Here is a 16,949-nt window from a genome sequence, read left to right on the forward strand (position 1 = left end):
GTTCGCATCCGCGCGCAGCAACCCAAAAGCGCTGGAATCGCCTGAAAAACAAGGGGTCTGCGTTTTTTTTCACAAAAAAGGCCGACATTTCTGCCGGCCTTCCACATATTCGTGCCAAATTCGCATCACTTGTGCGCAGCTTTACGCCACATGCGCCTTCCGACACCTAAGACATTGAATCTATGCAGCAGCCGTCGCGAAAGGCGATTCCCGCCCCTCGCGACGATGCATTATCAATGCGCGATGGTCTGGCTGCCGTCGTCGACGCCTTCGACGGTTGCGATCACCGGCGTCTCGATGCTGCCGTCCCACTCGATGGGCTCCGGCTGGCGGATAAGGGCGTGCTTGATGACCTCGCCCATCCGCGACACCGGGATGATTTCCATCTCGTTCTTCACATTGTCCGGAATCTCCGCCAGATCCTTGGCGTTTTCTTCCGGGATCAGCACCTTCTTGATGCCGCCGCGAAGGGCCGCAAGCAGCTTTTCCTTCAGGCCGCCGATAGGCAGCACGCGACCGCGAAGCGTGATCTCACCCGTCATCGCCACATCCTTCGAGACCGGGATACCCGTCATGATGGAGACGATGGCGGTCGCCATGGCAACACCGGCGGACGGACCGTCCTTCGGGGTTGCCCCTTCCGGAACGTGCACGTGGATGTCGCTCTTGTCGAAGCGGGGCGGCTCGATGCCGAAGTCCACGGCGCGCGAACGGACATAGGATGCCGCCGCCGAAATGGATTCCTTCATCACTTCCTTGAGGTTGCCGGTCACCGTCATGCGGCCCTTGCCCGGCATCATCACGCCTTCGATGGTGAGCAGCTCACCGCCGACTTCCGTCCAGGCCAGACCCGTGACGACACCGACCTGATCCTCGCGCTCGGCCTCGCCGTGGCGGAACCGCGGAACGCCCAGATAATCCGGAACGTTTGCTGCGGTGACTTCCACGGACTTGACCTTGCCCTTGATGATCTCGGTGACAGCCTTGCGCGCCAGCTTCATCAGCTCGCGTTCGAAACTGCGCACGCCCGCCTCGCGGGTGTACTGCTGGATGACGACCATCAGGGCGTCATCGGTAACCGAGAACTCTTCCGGACGCAGAGCATGTTCCTTGATCGCCTTGGGCAACAGGTGACGCTTGGCGATTTCGCGCTTTTCGTCTTCCGTGTAACCGGCGATGCGGATCACTTCCATGCGGTCCATCAGTGGGCCGGGAATGTTCAGCGTGTTGGCCGTTGTCACGAACATCACGTCGGACAGGTCGTATTCCACTTCAAGGTAATGGTCCATGAAGGTGGAGTTCTGTTCCGGATCGAGCACCTCGAGCAGTGCCGACGACGGATCGCCACGGAAGTCCATGCCCATCTTGTCGATCTCGTCGAGCAGGAAGAGCGGGTTCGCCTTCTTGGCCTTCTTCATCGACTGGACGATCTTGCCCGGCATGGAGCCGATATAAGTACGGCGGTGACCGCGTATTTCCGCCTCGTCACGAACGCCACCCAGCGCCATGCGCACATATTCGCGGCCGGTCGCCTTGGCGATCGACTTGGCGAGCGAGGTCTTGCCGACGCCGGGCGGGCCGACGAGGCAGAGGATCGGACCGCGGATTTTCGTCGCACGGGCCTGCACGGCCAGATATTCGACGATACGCTCCTTGACCTTGTCCAGACCGAAGTGGTCCTGATCCAGGATCTTCTCGGCATTGTTGAGGTCGGCCTTGATCTTCGACTTCTTGCCCCAGGGTAGACCCAGCAGCCAGTCCAGATAGTTGCGCACGACGGTCGCTTCCGCGGACATCGGGCTCATCTGGCGAAGCTTCTTCATTTCCGCCTCGGCCTTTTCCTTGGCCTCCTTGGAAAGCTTGGTCTTGGCGATGCGCTCTTCCAGTTCGGCCATCTCGTCACGGCCGTCCTCGCCGTCGCCGAGTTCCTTCTGGATCGCCTTCATCTGTTCGTTCAGGTAATATTCGCGCTGCGTCTTCTCCATCTGGCGCTTGACGCGCGAACGGATACGCTTTTCGACCTGCAGCACGGAAATTTCGCCTTCCATGAAGCCGAGCGCCTTTTCAAGCCGCTGCTTCACGCTGACGGTTTCCAGCATTTCCTGCTTTTCGGTGATCTTGATCGACAGGTGCGAAGCGACCGTATCGGCAAGCTTCGAATAATCGTCGATCTGGCCGGCAGCGCCGACAACCTCGGGCGAAATCTTCTTGTTGAGCTTCACATAGCTCTCGAATTCAGAAACGACCGAACGCGACAGCGCCTCGATCTCGACCGGATCTTCGGCAGGCTCCTGCAACGGCGTCGCAGTGGCTTCATAGAAGTCTTCACGGCCGGTGTAGCTGTCGATCTGGGCGCGGCCCTTGCCTTCCACCAGCACCTTCACGGTGCCGTCGGGAAGCTTCAGAAGCTGCAGGACATTGGCGACCGTGCCGACCTTGTGGATGGCCTCCGGGGCCGGATCGTCATCGCTGGCGTTGATCTGGGTAACAAGCATGATCTGCTTGTCCGACCCCATGACTTCCTCGAGCGCACGGATGGATTTTTCCCGCCCGACGAACAGGGGAACGATCATATGCGGGAAAACGACAATGTCGCGCAGGGGAAGTACCGGATAGGTACCGCCAGATGCCGCAGACGTGATGTTCGTCATATCATTTCCTTTCCATGGTCCCTTTCGGGACACTTTGCCGGACAGCTTGGGGCATCCGGCACATTCATTTCTCGAGACTGAAAGTGGAGTTTCGAAACACCGATTTCAAGTCGCCGGAACAGACGGCCTTACGCGAAGGCAGGACCGTGAAATTCAACAAAACCCAGCGCCGGCTAATACTACCGACATTTCCGGTTATCCTTGAGGGCTCAGGAACCGGGTCGCCGACGAAATTCACATTTCCGTCATATCGCGCTGCAAATCAGTTGTAAGACTTTATCAGCAAAGCGCAATCCGCTCCAAACGCAAAATCGGGCTTCGCCAAGTTAGGCGCAAGTTTCACACCCGGCGACAACAGAAAAGGCCCGCACGGAGGCGGGCCTTCTGACTTCATCGAAGCACCGGACCGGCCGATCAGGCCGAAACGTTGGTCTTTTCTTCCTGACGATCCGCATAGATGTAGAGCGGGCGTGCAAGGCCGCTGACGACCTCGTCGGAAATGACCACTTCGCGCACGCCTTCCAGCGTCGGCAGTTCGAACATGGTGTCCAGAAGGATTTTTTCCATGATCGAGCGCAGGCCGCGGGCGCCGGTCTTGCGGGTGATCGCCTTGCGGGCGATTTCGCGCAGCGCGTCCTCGTGGAAGGTCAGTTCCACATCTTCCATCTCGAACAGGCGCTGATACTGCTTGACCAGTGCGTTCTTCGGCTCGGACAGGATCTGGATCAGCGCATCCTCGTCGAGGTCTTCCAGCGTGGCGAGAACCGGCAGACGGCCGATGAATTCCGGGATGAGACCGAACTTCACCAAGTCTTCGGGCTCCAGCTCACGCAGCACCTCGCCGACGCGGCGATCGTCTTCCGCCTTGACAGTCGCACCGAAGCCGATTGAGGTCTTTTCACCACGGGCCGAGATGATCTTGTCGAGGCCGGCAAACGCGCCGCCGCAGATGAACAGGATGTTGGTCGTATCCACCTGCAGGAATTCCTGCTGCGGATGCTTGCGGCCGCCCTGCGGCGGAACGGAAGCGACCGTGCCTTCCATGATCTTCAGAAGCGCCTGCTGAACGCCCTCGCCCGACACGTCGCGCGTGATGGACGGGTTGTCCGACTTGCGGGAAATCTTGTCGACTTCGTCGATATAGACGATACCGCGCTGGGCGCGCTCGACATTGTAATCCGCAGCCTGCAACAGCTTCAGGATGATGTTTTCCACGTCCTCGCCGACATAACCGGCTTCGGTCAGTGTCGTAGCGTCCGCCATGGTGAAGGGAACGTCGATGATGCGAGCGAGCGTCTGGGCAAGATAGGTCTTGCCGCAGCCCGTCGGACCGACGAGCATGATGTTCGACTTCGCAAGCTCGACATCGCCATTCTTGGAGGCGTGCGCGAGGCGCTTGTAGTGGTTGTGAACGGCAACAGACAGGATTTTCTTCGCCTGCTTCTGGCCGATGACGTATTCGTCGAGGATCTTGATGATGTCCTGCGGGGTGGGAACACCCTCTCGCGACTTCACCATCGACGTCTTGTTCTCCTCGCGGATGATGTCCATGCACAATTCGACGCATTCATCGCAGATGAATACCGTCGGTCCGGCAATGAGTTTCCGGACTTCGTGCTGGCTCTTGCCGCAGAATGAACAATAGAGTGTATTCTTAGAGTCGCCGCCGTTGCTGCCGCTGACTTTGCTCATATCACTTTCCTTCCAGCACGCCGCAGGTCCGCCAAACGGATCGCGGTCAACTTACCGCCCGCCGATACGGCAGCCCTTGGGGTGCATCGCCGTATCCGCCTCGTTTCCCGGGGTACTAACCGGTATCAGATACATGAGCTGACAACCGGCTGCAACGAATTCCCCATCAAACCAAAGGCCACGTCATAAAAATTCAACATAGCCTTTATATATACTAATATCGCTTTCTGTTGCGGTTGAAAGCCCCGAAATTACTTTTGCGGGTTCAAACAAACGTCAAAAAGCGGCGCGCCTCAATTCGCGGCGGCGCCTTCGATTTCCTGGCGCGAGGTCAGGATCTTGTCGATCACGCCCCAGTCCTTCGCCTCGTCTGCATCCATGAAGTGGTCGCGATCGAGGGTTTTTTCAACCTCTTCGAGCGTACGGCCCGTGTGCTTCACGTAGACTTCATTGAGGCGGCGCTTCATCTTGATGATGTCGCGGGCGTGGCGCTCGATGTCCGATGCCTGCCCCTGGAAACCGCCGGAAGGCTGGTGCACCATGATGCGGGCGTTCGGGGTTGCGAAACGCATTCCCTTTTCACCGGCAGCCAGAAGCAGCGAGCCCATGGAGGCAGCTTGGCCGACGCAGAGCGTGGAGACCGCAGGGCGGATGAACTGCATCGTATCGTAGATCGCCATGCCGGCGGTCACAACGCCACCCGGCGAATTGATGTAGAGCGCGATTTCCTTCTTCGGGTTTTCAGCCTCGAGGAAAAGCAGCTGCGCGCAGACGAGCGAAGCCATCTGGTCTTCCACCGGGCCGGTGAGGAAAATGATGCGTTCCTTGAGAAGACGGGAAAATATGTCGTAGGAGCGTTCGCCGCGATTGGTCTGCTCAACGACCATCGGCACCAGAGCCATGGCGGTATCAACTGGATTTTTCATGTCCGTCCTTTGTCAAACTCTGCCCTTCGCGAAAAACCGCTCCGGAATCACTTCTAACCTTCATACTCCCTACATAGAGTGTCCCTGCCCCGTACTTCAAGACACGAAGCCGCATATCCTTAACGGCTCAACAGCGTTTGCAGGCCTTTCGGGCCGAGGTTGACAGGGCTTTCGGACCGGGCGGCGCCAGCCGGGCCTCTTTCCCCGCTGCCACCATTTTTTTACTATGGCAGGCGACGACGGCAAAAATCGCCCGCCATGCACAGATATAACTTCTCACCGGCAAGAACTCGTTAGTATTTGCTGCCGATACTGGCCAGCGAATTTCCGGTTCCCTTTGGGGAATGGGCCCACCGGGCGAAATGGCAGCTCAACAATTCCAGCGGGCATAACGCACCTCGTGCGAAAGAGCCCGCTTTTATCGCATTATGGCGCAGATAGGATTTTGCAATGCTGGATGCAAAGACGAGCACGCTACTGTGGGCGGCGGAAACGTTCACCCTTGCCGTGCTTTTGGGAACGCTGTGGCTGCACCGCCCTTCCCGCCGGCATAATCTCTTTTTCGCCGCCGGTTTCCTCGCCACGGGCTTCGGCGCTGTCATGGTGGCGTTTCGCGGGGATATTTCCAGTTTTCTGTCCATCCAGGTCGGCAATACGCTCGCACTTTCCGCCTTCGGTTTCTGGCTTGCGGGCCTGCTGTGCTTCGAACAGCGGAAAATCGGCGGCTGGGTCGCCATTCCGGCTCTCCTGTGGATCGCCGGAATGTTCCTGCCGCCCGTGCGTGAAAACATGGTGGCCCGCATCCTGCTTTATCACGCCAGTGCGGCCACGGGTTATTTCATGCTCGCCGGCGTCCTTCTGGCCAGCAAGGCGCGCGCCTCACGCAGCCGCCGGGTTCTGGCCGCGATCCTGATCCTGCAGGCTTTTGCCGGGGCGTTCGTCGCATCCATCGTCATCCCCGTCAATGCCGCCATCCCCAACGCCATTCCCATGACATCGGCGCTTGCCCTCTCCGGCATGCTCGGCTTCACGGCCATCATCATGATCAGCGCCAAAATCATCATGGAGGATACGGAAAGCCGCCTCCATCGCCTCGCCATGACCGATCATCTGACTGGCGTTCTCAACCGGCGCGGCCTGCTGGAGGAGTTCGAGCGTATCAAGAAAAGGTCGCCGGCCTCGAGCCGTTACGTGGCTCTGGTGCTGTTCGATATCGACCATTTCAAGAAGATCAACGACAGATACGGCCACCAGTCCGGCGATGCGGTCCTCGTGCATTTTTGCAATATCGCCCAGCGCGCAATCGGCGATCGCGGCCTTTTCGTCAGGATGGGAGGCGAGGAATTCGCGCTGGTTGCCGAAGTCGAAAGCCCTTCCAGCACGGCGACGCTTGCGGAAGCCATCCGCAGCAATCTGCGCCTTTCGAAGATCAGTTCGCGCGGTGAAGCCATCGAGGTGACCACCAGCGTCGGCATATCGGAAGCCATGATCAAGGACGCCGACCTCAACACGATGATGACGGAAGCCGACCGCGCGCTTTATGCCGCCAAGAAGGCCGGGCGCAACCGGACCGTCATCCATGTCAATTCGGCCAATGTCGTCGTGCCCGCCTCGGACCGTGACGAAAATCCGATGGACAACAATGCCGACCGTCAGGTCGCGGCGCTGAACCGGATATCCGCCATCGCCAGCCGGTAACGATGTAACCACCCAGTGACAGACATAGAATATCCGGAGGGGATTTCCCTCCCTTCCCAAAGCGCCGCGCGCGGAATAGACCATGGGCATGACAGCGACATTTCCGTTTCTCAAAATCGATCCCGCCACCCGCCGCATTTCCCTTGATGCCCGCGACCCGGCTTTCTACAGCGATCCGAACCCGGTCTATGCGGCCCTGCACGCTGAATGTCCCACCTTCTACTGGGAAGAACAGCGGCAATGGTTTTTCACCGGATACGACCACGTGAGCGCGCTGTTGCGCGACCGCCGCTTCGGACGGCAGATCCTGCATGTGGCAAGCCGCGAAGAGATCGGTTTGGCGGAGCCGCTCGACCATGTAAAGCATTTCGATGCTGCCGAGCAGCATTCGCTTCTGGAGCTCGAGCCGCCGGAGCACACGCGGCTGCGCACGCTCATCAACCGCGCCTTCGTTTCGCGGCACGTCGACAAGATGAAGCCGGAAATCGAGGAACTCGCCAACCGTCTGATCGACGCCTTCGAAGCAAATGACGAAACGGAGTTGCTCTCTTCCTATGCCGATATCATTCCGGTGACGATGATCGCCCGCATGATCGGCATTCCCGAGGAGATGGGGCCGCAGCTTCTGAAATGGTCGCACGCCTATGTCGGCATGTATATGTTCAAGCGCACGCCGGAAGACGAGCTGCTGGCCGACAGGGCCGCGCATGAGTTTTCAGACTATGTGCGCAGCGTGATCGCCGAGCGGCGGGCGGAGCCGAAGGACGATCTGCTGAGCCACATGATCCATACGGAGCACAAGGGCCAGTATCTGACCGACGACGAACTCGTCTCCACCACCATCGTGCTGCTGAATGCCGGGCACGAGGCGACCGTGCACCAGATCGGCAATTCCGTGCGCATCATTCTGGAAAGCGGCATCTCCCCCGAGACGCTGTTTAACGACGATGCCGCCACGGAACGCACGGTGGAAGAAACCCTACGCATCTGCGCGCCGGTGCATATTTTCCAGCGCTGGGTTCTGGAGCCCGTCGAAATTGACGGCGTCGCGTTCAGGCGCGGCGACAAGGTCAGCCTCATCCTCGCCGCCGCCAATCTCGATCCGGCAAAATTTTCCGATCCCCTGACCTTCCGGCCGGACCGCAACGAGGGCGCCAACGTCTCCTTCGGCGCCGGCATCCATTTCTGCATCGGCGCGCCGCTGGCAAGGCTGGAGCTCAATCTTGCCCTGCCCCTGCTTTTCAAACGCCTGCCGGGCCTGAAGATCGCCGAGCCGCCCAGGGTCAAGGATGTCTATCATTTCCATGGTTTGGAGCGGCTCGATCTCAGCTGGTGAGATTTAGCCGGTAGAGCACTCGCAAGGATCATCCGGTTTCAGAGCCGGATGACATAATCCTTCCGCGTCGTCTCGACGACCTCCCACGTGCCCGTAAAGCCCGGACGCAGGATAACGCGGTCGCCCGGTCTCAGATCGCGCGGGGCACCGCCGTCTTCGGTCAGGATGGAATGGCCTTCGAGAATGTTGAAATATTCCCATTCCTCATAGACCACCCGCCATTTGCCGGGCGTGGACTGCCAGATGCCGGCATAGATGCCGCCGGGAGCTTCCTCGAGATTCCATGTGGTGAATTTGGGATCGCCGGAAATCAGTCTTTCCGGGGCGGGTGCACCGTATTCCAGCTCGGCGATATCATCGAAGGACAGAAAATTCGTCATGACGTCCCCTGTCCGTCAAATATGGTTGGCCACACAGCTTTGCTCAATTCTGAGCGCTTCGTCAAATAGTCTTGGGCGTCCCGGTTGGGCGTTACCGCCGAGGAAATGAGGCGCCTACTCCATCTTCGTCCAGCCGAAAACCAGCCAGCTGTATTTCGACTTCTTGTCGGGTTCGGCGGTGTACGTCATCTGTATATCGCCGTTCTTCGCGTAGATATCGAGCCGGGGCGCGGTATCCAGCTTCAGCCACAGCGAACTCTTGTCAAAGGACCATGTGCCGCACCAGACGCATGAACCTGAGGGATCGCCGGGTTGATGAAAATTGTAGCGACCGTCCGCGGTGATCTCCAGATAATCAAACGCGGAGTAAAATGTCGTCACCGTTTCCTGGAACAGTGTCGCATCCGCTTCCTGCTGGGCGGCGGGCGCAGTCCTCATATCGCGCGGCGGGCGGCTGGTTGCACCGGTGAGCTTCCATTTTCCGACAAAATCCTGCTGCGTGGGCAAATACTCCGCCTCGGCCTTTGCCGGCGAAACCGAAGCTACGACCTGTATGTCAGCCACACCCGCAACCCCGATCGCAAGGAGAAGGGCGACAATACGGAGCATTCCGGTTCGGGTTTTCATATGGCGTATCTTTCGCGATGGGACGGCGGGGGCCTTCACTCAAATCCGCTGCCGCCGAAAGCACCCTGTTTTCATGGTTCCGGCGGCCGCTCAATCACACTAAAATTTGCTTGGTGTCACGCGGTCACCAGACTCGCATGAGCCGCCACATCAGACCTTGGCGAGCGATTGCTCGAGATCGGCGATGATGTCCTTGACGTCCTCGATACCGACCGACAGGCGAACCACATCCGGCCCGGCGCCGGCGGCCGTCTGCTGTTCCGGTGTCAGCTGCGCATGGGTGGTGGAGGCCGGGTGGATGACGAGAGAGCGAGTGTCGCCGATATTGGCGAGATGGGAGAAGAGTTGCAGCCCTTCCACCAGCGCCTTGCCGGCCGCATAACCACCCTTGACGCCGAAGGTGAAGACGGAGCCTGCGCCCTTTGGCGAATAATGCTGCTGGATAGCGTGGTTGTCGCTGTCTTCCAGCCCCGCATAATGCACCCAGCCAACCTTGGGATGCGCCTTCAGCCATTTCGCGACGGCAAGCGCATTGTCGGAATGGCGCTGAACGCGCAGCGGCAGCGTCTCGATGCCGGTCAGGATGAGGAAGGCGTTGAAGGGCGAGATCGCCGGGCCGAGGTCACGCAAGCCAAGCACACGGCAGGCGATGGCGAAGGCGAAATTGCCGAAGGTCTGGTGCAGCACGACGCCGGAATATTCAGGCCGGGGCTGTGACAGCGCCGGATATCTGTCCGTCGCCGACCAGTCGAAGGTTCCGCCGTCCACGATGATGCCGCCCATGGAGTTGCCATGGCCGCCGAGGAATTTCGTCAGCGAATGCAGCACGATATCCGCGCCGTGTTCCAGCGGCCGCAGCAGATAGGGGCTTGCCATGGTGTTGTCGACAATCAGCGGCAGGCCATGCCGATGGGCAACATCGGCGATTGCGGCGATATCCACGAAAGTACCGCCCGGATTGGCAAGGCTTTCGATGAAGACGGCACGCGTGCGCTCGTCGATCTGCGCCTCGAAGCTGGCCGGATCGGTGGCGTCGGCCCAGCGGACCTGCCAGTCGAAGCCCTTGAAGGCATGGCCGAACTGATTGATCGAGCCGCCATAGAGCTGGCGGGCGGCGACGAAATTGTCGCCGGATTGCAGCAGCGTATGGAAGACCAGCAATTGCGCGGCATGGCCGGACGCGACGGCAAGCGCGGCCGTGCCGCCCTCAAGTGCTGCCACGCGCTCTTCCAGAACCGCCTGGGTGGGGTTCATGATGCGGGTGTAGATATTGCCGAACTCTTTCAGTCCGAACAGGGCGGCGGCGTGATCGGCGTCGCGGAAAGCATAGGCCGTGGTCTGATAAATGGGCGTGGCACGCGCGCCGGTGGTCGGATCGGGTTGCGCGCCCGCATGAACGGCCAGCGTCGAAAACCCGGGATTGCTGCTCGGCATGATGTTTCCTCCAATTGGAATTTCGGAGGGATCATAATGCCTTGCCGCCAAATGATAAGTCCGATCCGTACCAACTATCGCACAATATTGAGACGCGGATACTCAATTGCAGGGCAACGATCCATCACGACTTCCATACCGTAGGCTTCCGCCTTGGCGGCGGCATTGTCATCGCGAACGGAAAGCTGGCCCCAGATTACCGATGGCCGCTCCGGCAGCAAGATCGCCTCCTCGACGATTGCCGACAAATATTCCGGCGCCCGGAAAACGTCGATCATGTCCACCGGCTCGGGAATATCGGCGAGTTTGGCATAGACCTTCTGCCCAAGTATCTCCTTGCCTGCCTGGCCGGGATTGACCGGAAACACACGATACCCCCTGGACAGCAGGAAGCGCATCACGCCGTGGCTCGGCCTGTCCGGGTTGGGCGAAGCACCGAGCAGGGCGATGGTTTTGACATCGGTCAGAATTCTTCTGAGGTAGTCGGGCTCGTAACTATCATGCTGCATGTCAACTTATCCCTTCTGGAGCGTCGCATGGTTTGAAGAATACCAATGCAGCTGCGCCATTTAAAAGCGCCGCGAGCATAGCGTCTCCCGCATAATTCCACCGACACATACCTGACGCTACCGGTTGCGTCCCCCCCTCCATCTAGGAAGGTTCTTCGCTCTCTGGAACCCCTGCACGGCTGAAAAATTGCCGCTGCGGCAGACACCTCGCCGCGCAGCGGAACGGTTTCGCCCACGCAAAATGATTTCACCAAACGCCGGAATGGCGGTTGTACTGACTATTTTTGTCCAGTTTTCAAAACGATGCGAATTGACGCAAATATGGGCCAAAACAACATTAGCGTGCAATTCATGCGCTCTTCGTCTCCTGTTTGTTTTCATTCCGTTCACAGGAAAATTAGAGATACCTAATTTTCAGAAAGTTATTCTGCAAATCAAACTACATACAAGTCTACAACGTTACAGATTACAATTCATGGAAGATATGAAATTGTTTTTCACGCGCACCGTGGTCCGATTGATACATCTTGCGCCCAAAGCGTCACGGCGCACTGCGCACCAATATTTGACAAATTTGGTAGTATTTTCAGTGAAAATTCGCTTCGAGGCGAAACCAGAAGCTGTGCGTCGGACGCTCATGCCTCCATCTGGCGGATGAAATCATGAGCAGAACGTCATATGATCCCGGCGCAAAATCATTCCCCGGCGCCATGACATGCACAAAGCATAAATTTTACGCGCGTTGCAGTTTCCGCGGTGACCACATGCCGTTTGCGGGTGGCTTCCCGGGCGCAAAACGCGTGCTCGAGCAATCGGCAAATGCTTACCGCCCGTACCGAAAATCGATTCCGGTTTTCAAGCCGATGCTGTAGGTTGCCCAAAGTAGCCCGCGAGCGAGTCTCTATTGTGACATTTGACATTCTTCTTCTGGTGCTCCTGGGCGCGATGCTGCATGCCGGATGGAATGCGCTGGTCAAAGCCGGATCCGACAAATCGCTGGACGCCTCGCTGATCGCGGCGGGCGCTGCGGCCTGTTCGCTACCGTTTCTGCCTTTCCTGCCATTTCCCGCGCCGGTCGCCATTCCTTTCCTGATCGCTTCGGCCGTTCTGCAATTCGCCTATTTCCGGCTTGTCGCCGCCGCCTATACGATCGGCGACATCGGCCTTGTCTATCCCGTCATGCGCGGCGTGGCGCCCCTGATCGTCGCGGCGACGAGCAGCCTGTTCCTGAGCGAGATTTTAAGCCCGCTGGCCCTTGCCGGCATCGCCGTCATCTCCGGCGGCATTCTGACGCTCGCTTTCGAGGCGCGGCGCGGTGGCGGAAAGGCGATCATGGTCGCCCTGCTCAACGCCTTCGTGATCGCATCCTACACCTTCGTCGACGGTGTCGGCGCAAGGCTTTCCGGCAACGCAATCTCCTATACGCTGTGGATGTCGCTTCTGCCGCCCGTGCTGCTTTTCGGCTTTGCCTTCTACCAGCGCGGCGTGGGCCCGGTCGCGGACCATGTCCGGCGCAACTGGTGGCGCGGCCTGATCGGTGGCGGCGGCTCCATTCTCTCCTATGGGCTGGCACTTTACGCCATGACCAAGGCGCCCGTCGCCGTGGTTGCGGCGCTCCGGGAAACCTCCATTCTCTTTGCGCTGGTGATCTCCGTGGTGATCCTGAAAGAACGTGCCAGCATCTGGCGTTATCTTGCCGGAGGCATCATTGCAGCGGGCGTTCTGGTGATGCGACTGGGGTAAAACAGGGTCGCCCGGTGAGGTAAAATAATACCCCATTATCAAACCATTGTTTTTGCTATCTTATTTTTGCGACCTTCAGAATCCGTCATATTGACGCTTTCGCCCGCGCACCGTATAAGCGCGCCAGATCGGATTCCAGCCGGAATAGGGTCATTTGCGGTTGCCTTTGACGGCAACCAAACCAAGCAACAAGAAACGCCCGTATGCTCTTTCATAAAGAGGATGACGGGTCCACATTAGAAAGTGAAATCCATGTCTACTTTCGTTCAGAAGCCTGCTGAGGTGGAGAAGAAGTGGGTCATCATCGACGCCGAAGGCCTCGTTGTTGGTCGCCTCGCCACCATCGTTGCAACCCGCCTGCGCGGCAAGCACAAGGCTACCTACACCCCCCACGTTGATGATGGCGACAACGTCATCGTTATCAACGCGGAAAAGGTTGCCTTCACCGGCAACAAGTACTCCGACAAGAAGTACTACTGGCACACCGGTCACCCGGGTGGCATCAAGGAGCGTACGGCTCGCCAGATCATCGAAGGCCGCTTCCCGGAGCGCGTCGTTGAAAAGGCCATCGAGCGCATGATCCCGCGCGGCCCGCTCGGCCGTCGCCAGATGAAGAACCTGCGCGTTTACGCCGGCTCGAACCATCCGCACGAAGCACAGCAGCCCACCGTTCTCGACGTGGCCGCGCTTAACAAGAAGAACGTAAGGAGCGCCTGATAATGGCCGATCTTTCCTCTCTGAAAGACCTCGCCCCGGCATCGGAAGCTTCGGCTCCCGTGCATGTCCGCAAGGTTGACACCCTCGGCCGCTCCTACGCGACCGGCAAGCGCAAGAACGCCGTAGCCCGCGTATGGGTGAAGGCCGGTTCTGGCAAGATCATCATCAACGGCCGCGATTTCACCACGTATTTCGCACGTCCGGTTCTGCAGATGATCCTTCAGCAGCCGATCGTCGCCGCTGCCCGCACGGGTCAGTTCGACATCATCGCCACCGTTGCCGGTGGTGGTCTGTCCGGTCAGGCCGGCGCCGTTCGTCACGGCCTGTCCAAGGCCCTCACCTACTTCGAACCGGGCCTGCGCTCCGTTCTGAAGAAGGGTGGCTTCCTGACCCGCGACAGCCGCGTTGTCGAGCGTAAGAAGTACGGTAAGGCCAAGGCCCGCCGTTCGTTCCAGTTCTCGAAGCGCTAATTGCTTCTCAGAACGGTTCATTCAGAACTTCGAAAGGCGGGGCCTCGGCTCCGCCTTTTTTTATTTTGTCCCCGACGGCATCTTGAATTATTCCCTCAAGGGAATAATATTGCCTCATGAATTATGTCGTCGAGTATACGGACGAATTCGGAACATGGTGGGAAACGCTTGAAGAAAGCGAACACATCAGCATCGACGCTCATGTTCAGAAACTGGAAGAACGCGGCCCTCGACTGCCGTTCCCCTATTCGAGCGGCATTTATGGATCGCGTCACGCGCATATGCGCGAATTGCGAATCCAAAGTAGCGGAAAACCGTTGCGGATTTTTTATGCCTTCGATCCCCGTCGAATGGCGATCCTCTTGATTGGCGGCGACAAGACGGGAGACAAACGGTTTTATGACCGCATGATCCCGATTGCCGACGACCTTTATGACGAGCATCTGGCCGAGCTTGAAAAGGAGAAACACAATGAGCGGTAGGCACAGTTTTGCGCGGTTGCGCAACCGGATGTCGGACGACGCGCGTGTTAAGTCGAAAGCCGAAGCAGATCGTCTGGAAGAAGAAATGGACCTTGCGGATGTTCGCAGGGCGCTGAAACTCTCGCAGGACGAAATAGCGCAGGCGCTGGATATCGGCCAAAGCTCCGTCGCAAAACTGGAAAAGCGCGCTGATATGTATGTTGGGACCTTACGCCGGTTCATCGAGGCGATGGGCGGCGAACTTGAAATCGTCGCGCGCTTCGACGGCCGCGCGATCAAAATTCGCAACTTCGCCGATCTTGCAGAAAAGGCGGATAAATGATGCCCAGCAAAACCATCGACCATGCCTTCACCGCAACGACCCTGACATCGGCCGCCACCGACCCGACCCATGCGGGCGTCCTCTCCTTCATGCGGCGCAAATATACCAAGAACCTCAAGGGCGTATCGACGGCCATCTGGGGCATTCCTTTCGACGCTGCCACCTCCAATCGGCCGGGCGCCCGTTTCGGGCCACAGGCGATCCGCCGCGCCTCGGCGATCTTCGACAACGATCCGCAATATCCTTTCGCGCGCGATCTTTTCGCCCATATGCCGACCATCGACTATGGTGACTGTCTGCTCGACTATGGCAATCACTGGAAAACGCCTGATACGATCGAAAAGGAAGCGCGCCGGATCATTTCCAAGACGGATTACCTGCTGACGCTTGGCGGCGATCACTTCATTACCTGGCCGCTTTTAAAGGCGCATGTGGCCAAGCATGGGCCATTGGCGCTGGTACAGTTCGATGCGCATCAGGACACCTGGTTCGATGACGGCAAGCGCATCGACCACGGCTCCTTCGTGGCCCGCGCCGTGCGCGATGGACTGATTGATCCTGATCGGTCGATCCAGATCGGCATCCGCACCCATGCGCCTGACGATTTCGGCATTCGCATTCTCCACGGTTACGAGGTTGAGGAAATGCGGGCGGGCGACATCGCCTCGCTGATCGTCAAACACACGGCTGGGATGCCCGCCTATCTGACCTTCGATATCGATTGCCTCGATCCTGCCTTTGCGCCGGGAACCGGAACGCCGGTGGCCGGTGGGCCGACCAGCGCTAAAATTCTCTCCGTTCTGCGCGGGCTTGGCCAGCTCGATATTCGCGGCTCGGACGTCGTAGAAGTCGCGCCCGCTTACGACCATGCCGATATTACCGCCATTGCCGGAGCCACCGTTGCAATGTATATGCTTGGCCTGCGCGCCGAACGGCTGGCCAAGGCCGGCTGATAGAGAAACCGGCGCCTGCCAAACTGATTCCGATTACCCTCGCAACCCTTTGAAAAGTCAGGACAAGGACATGACAGCGAAGATCTTCATCGATGGCGAACACGGCACCACGGGTCTGCAGATCCGCACGCGCCTTGCCGGTCGCCGCGATATTGAGCTGCTGTCCATACCCGAGGCCGAGCGCCGCAATGCGGCGATGCGCGAGGATATGCTCAACAATGCCGACATTTCGATCCTCTGCCTGCCGGACGATGCTTCCCGGGAAGCGGTCTCGATGGTGGCCGGCAATAACAATGTCCGCATCATCGATACCTCGACCGCCTATCGCGTTCACCAGGACTGGGCCTATGGCTTTGCCGAAATGGACAAGGAACAGGGCGAGAAGGTTCGTTCCGCCCGTCTCGTCGCCAATCCGGGCTGCTACCCGACCGGCGCGATCGCCCTTCTGCGCCCGCTGCGCGCCGCACGCCTGCTGCCGGACGGTTATCCGGTCAGCGTCAATGCGGTTTCCGGTTACACCGGCGGCGGCAAGCAGATGATCGCCCAGATGGAAGACCAGAGCCGCGATGACGCGATCAGCGCCAATAATTTCCTTTATGGCCTGACGCTCAAGCACAAGCACGTGCCGGAAATGACCATTCATGGCCAGCTCGACCGCGCACCGCTGTTTTCGCCTTCCGTCGGTCGTTTCCCGCAGGGCATGATCGTGCAGGTGCCGCTGTTTGCCGCCGACCTGAAGGAAGGCGCGACCGTGGAAACGATCCATGCGGCGCTGACTGCCCACTATGCGGGACAGGACATCGTCAACGTGGTGCCGCTTGCCGAAAGCAAGGGGCTCGCTCGCATCGACGCCGAGGAACTGGCGGGCAAGGACACGATGAAACTCTTCGTCTTCGGTACGCCGGGCGGCGAACACATCAACCTCGTCGCGCTGCTCGACAATCTCGGCAAGGGCGCATCCGGTGCTGCCGTGCAGAACATGGAACTGATGCTCTCCGCATGAGGCTTT

16 protein-coding genes are annotated in these 16,949 nt (G+C 58.9%); 9 read left to right on the forward strand and 7 right to left on the reverse strand.

From position 1 onward, the window contains the following. Positions 1 to 233: 233 nt before the first annotated feature. The 3 genes from lon to clpP all read right to left on the reverse strand — a co-directional run bounded on the left by lon (position 234) and on the right by clpP (position 5,269). Positions 234 to 2,651 carry an endopeptidase La gene (gene lon / locus ACQZ40_RS05485; RefSeq protein ID WP_078054020.1) on the reverse strand — a complete coding sequence of 806 codons (2,418 nt, stop codon included), beginning with the start codon at positions 2,649 to 2,651 and terminating at the stop codon, positions 234 to 236. Positions 2,652 to 3,065: 414 nt separating this feature from the next. Then, a complete protein-coding gene (clpX, locus tag ACQZ40_RS05490; protein WP_059752638.1) occupies positions 3,066 to 4,343 on the reverse strand; it encodes an ATP-dependent Clp protease ATP-binding subunit ClpX in 1,278 nt (425 codons plus the stop codon). 293 nt (positions 4,344 to 4,636) lie between these two features. Further along, positions 4,637 to 5,269 carry an ATP-dependent Clp endopeptidase proteolytic subunit ClpP gene (gene clpP / locus ACQZ40_RS05495; RefSeq protein WP_003521529.1) on the reverse strand — a complete coding sequence of 211 codons (633 nt, stop codon included), beginning with the start codon at positions 5,267 to 5,269 and terminating at the stop codon, positions 4,637 to 4,639. A gap of 450 nt (positions 5,270 to 5,719) precedes the next feature. Here clpP and ACQZ40_RS05500 point away from each other — a divergent pair, with 450 nt between their 5' ends. Beyond that, on the forward strand, positions 5,720 to 6,967 hold the full coding sequence (locus tag ACQZ40_RS05500; RefSeq protein ID WP_125145966.1) for a GGDEF domain-containing protein: 1,248 nt from the start codon (positions 5,720 to 5,722) through the stop codon (positions 6,965 to 6,967). 82 nt (positions 6,968 to 7,049) lie between these two features. Continuing rightward, positions 7,050 to 8,303: a cytochrome P450 gene (locus ACQZ40_RS05505; RefSeq protein ID WP_448747537.1), complete on the forward strand. Its 1,254-nt coding sequence runs from the start codon at positions 7,050 to 7,052 to the stop codon at positions 8,301 to 8,303. Positions 8,304 to 8,341: 38 nt separating this feature from the next. On the opposite strand, the gene ACQZ40_RS05510 is transcribed toward ACQZ40_RS05505, so the two are convergent. From ACQZ40_RS05510 to ACQZ40_RS05525, 4 genes are all read right to left on the reverse strand, one after another. Next, entirely contained in the window at positions 8,342 to 8,683 is a 342-nt protein-coding gene (locus ACQZ40_RS05510) for a cupin domain-containing protein (protein ID WP_448747538.1), read from the reverse strand. A gap of 114 nt (positions 8,684 to 8,797) precedes the next feature. Further along, positions 8,798 to 9,310, reverse strand: a complete 513-nt coding sequence (locus ACQZ40_RS05515; protein WP_448747604.1) for a hypothetical protein — start codon at positions 9,308 to 9,310, stop codon at positions 8,798 to 8,800. 150 nt (positions 9,311 to 9,460) lie between these two features. Continuing rightward, entirely contained in the window at positions 9,461 to 10,744 is a 1,284-nt protein-coding gene (locus ACQZ40_RS05520) for an O-acetylhomoserine aminocarboxypropyltransferase (RefSeq protein WP_065653995.1), read from the reverse strand. A gap of 74 nt (positions 10,745 to 10,818) precedes the next feature. Further along, entirely contained in the window at positions 10,819 to 11,253 is a 435-nt protein-coding gene (locus ACQZ40_RS05525) for a CoA-binding protein (RefSeq protein WP_065653996.1), read from the reverse strand. Between the two features lie 906 nt (positions 11,254 to 12,159). On the opposite strand from ACQZ40_RS05525, the gene ACQZ40_RS05530 reads away from it, so the two are divergent. The 7 genes from ACQZ40_RS05530 (at position 12,160) to argC (ending at position 16,943) form a co-directional block, all read left to right on the forward strand. Then, positions 12,160 to 12,996, forward strand: coding sequence for an EamA family transporter (locus ACQZ40_RS05530; protein WP_080856254.1), 837 nt, complete (start codon positions 12,160 to 12,162; stop codon positions 12,994 to 12,996). A 252-nt stretch (positions 12,997 to 13,248) separates the two neighbouring features. Beyond that, complete coding sequence (gene rplM, locus ACQZ40_RS05535; RefSeq protein WP_003502335.1) at positions 13,249 to 13,713, forward strand: 50S ribosomal protein L13; 465 nt, start codon at positions 13,249 to 13,251, stop codon at positions 13,711 to 13,713. Between the two features lie 2 nt (positions 13,714 to 13,715). Continuing rightward, a complete protein-coding gene (gene rpsI, locus ACQZ40_RS05540; protein WP_003521540.1) occupies positions 13,716 to 14,183 on the forward strand; it encodes a 30S ribosomal protein S9 in 468 nt (155 codons plus the stop codon). A gap of 116 nt (positions 14,184 to 14,299) precedes the next feature. Further along, entirely contained in the window at positions 14,300 to 14,665 is a 366-nt protein-coding gene (locus ACQZ40_RS05545; RefSeq protein ID WP_020811160.1) for a type II toxin-antitoxin system RelE/ParE family toxin, read from the forward strand. Beyond that, positions 14,616 to 14,987, forward strand: coding sequence for an XRE family transcriptional regulator (locus tag ACQZ40_RS05550; RefSeq protein WP_223215619.1), 372 nt, complete (start codon positions 14,616 to 14,618; stop codon positions 14,985 to 14,987). Before ACQZ40_RS05545 ends, ACQZ40_RS05550 begins: the two co-directional genes overlap by 50 nt. After that, entirely contained in the window at positions 14,987 to 15,940 is a 954-nt protein-coding gene (gene speB / locus ACQZ40_RS05555) for an agmatinase (RefSeq protein WP_003521541.1), read from the forward strand. Before ACQZ40_RS05550 ends, speB begins: the two co-directional genes overlap by 1 nt. Before the next feature lie 70 nt (positions 15,941 to 16,010). Then, a complete protein-coding gene (gene argC, locus ACQZ40_RS05560; RefSeq protein WP_065654001.1) occupies positions 16,011 to 16,943 on the forward strand; it encodes an N-acetyl-gamma-glutamyl-phosphate reductase in 933 nt (310 codons plus the stop codon). The last annotated feature ends 6 nt before the right edge of the window (positions 16,944 to 16,949 follow it).

The sequence above is a fragment of the Agrobacterium sp. 16-172Ci genome (genome assembly GCF_053522725.1).

Bases quoted from the DNA above. Each gene is read 5' to 3' on its own strand.
- speB (WP_003521541.1), top strand. From the start codon at position 14,987: ATGCCCAGCAAAACCATCGACCATGCCTTCACCGCAACGACCCTGACA.
- argC (WP_065654001.1), top strand. From the start codon at position 16,011: ATGACAGCGAAGATCTTCATCGATGGCGAACACGGCACCACGGGTCTG.
- ACQZ40_RS05510 (WP_448747538.1), bottom strand. From the start codon at position 8,683: ATGACGAATTTTCTGTCCTTCGATGATATCGCCGAGCTGGAATACGGT.
- ACQZ40_RS05500 (WP_125145966.1), top strand. From the start codon at position 5,720: ATGCTGGATGCAAAGACGAGCACGCTACTGTGGGCGGCGGAAACGTTC.
- lon (WP_078054020.1), bottom strand. From the start codon at position 2,651: ATGACGAACATCACGTCTGCGGCATCTGGCGGTACCTATCCGGTACTT.
- rplM (WP_003502335.1), top strand. From the start codon at position 13,249: ATGTCTACTTTCGTTCAGAAGCCTGCTGAGGTGGAGAAGAAGTGGGTC.
- ACQZ40_RS05550 (WP_223215619.1), top strand. From the start codon at position 14,616: ATGACGAGCATCTGGCCGAGCTTGAAAAGGAGAAACACAATGAGCGGT.
- ACQZ40_RS05525 (WP_065653996.1), bottom strand. From the start codon at position 11,253: ATGCAGCATGATAGTTACGAGCCCGACTACCTCAGAAGAATTCTGACC.
- ACQZ40_RS05505 (WP_448747537.1), top strand. From the start codon at position 7,050: ATGGGCATGACAGCGACATTTCCGTTTCTCAAAATCGATCCCGCCACC.
- ACQZ40_RS05520 (WP_065653995.1), bottom strand. From the start codon at position 10,744: ATGCCGAGCAGCAATCCCGGGTTTTCGACGCTGGCCGTTCATGCGGGC.
- ACQZ40_RS05545 (WP_020811160.1), top strand. From the start codon at position 14,300: ATGAATTATGTCGTCGAGTATACGGACGAATTCGGAACATGGTGGGAA.
- rpsI (WP_003521540.1), top strand. From the start codon at position 13,716: ATGGCCGATCTTTCCTCTCTGAAAGACCTCGCCCCGGCATCGGAAGCT.
- ACQZ40_RS05515 (WP_448747604.1), bottom strand. From the start codon at position 9,310: ATGAAAACCCGAACCGGAATGCTCCGTATTGTCGCCCTTCTCCTTGCG.
- clpX (WP_059752638.1), bottom strand. From the start codon at position 4,343: ATGAGCAAAGTCAGCGGCAGCAACGGCGGCGACTCTAAGAATACACTC.
- clpP (WP_003521529.1), bottom strand. From the start codon at position 5,269: ATGAAAAATCCAGTTGATACCGCCATGGCTCTGGTGCCGATGGTCGTT.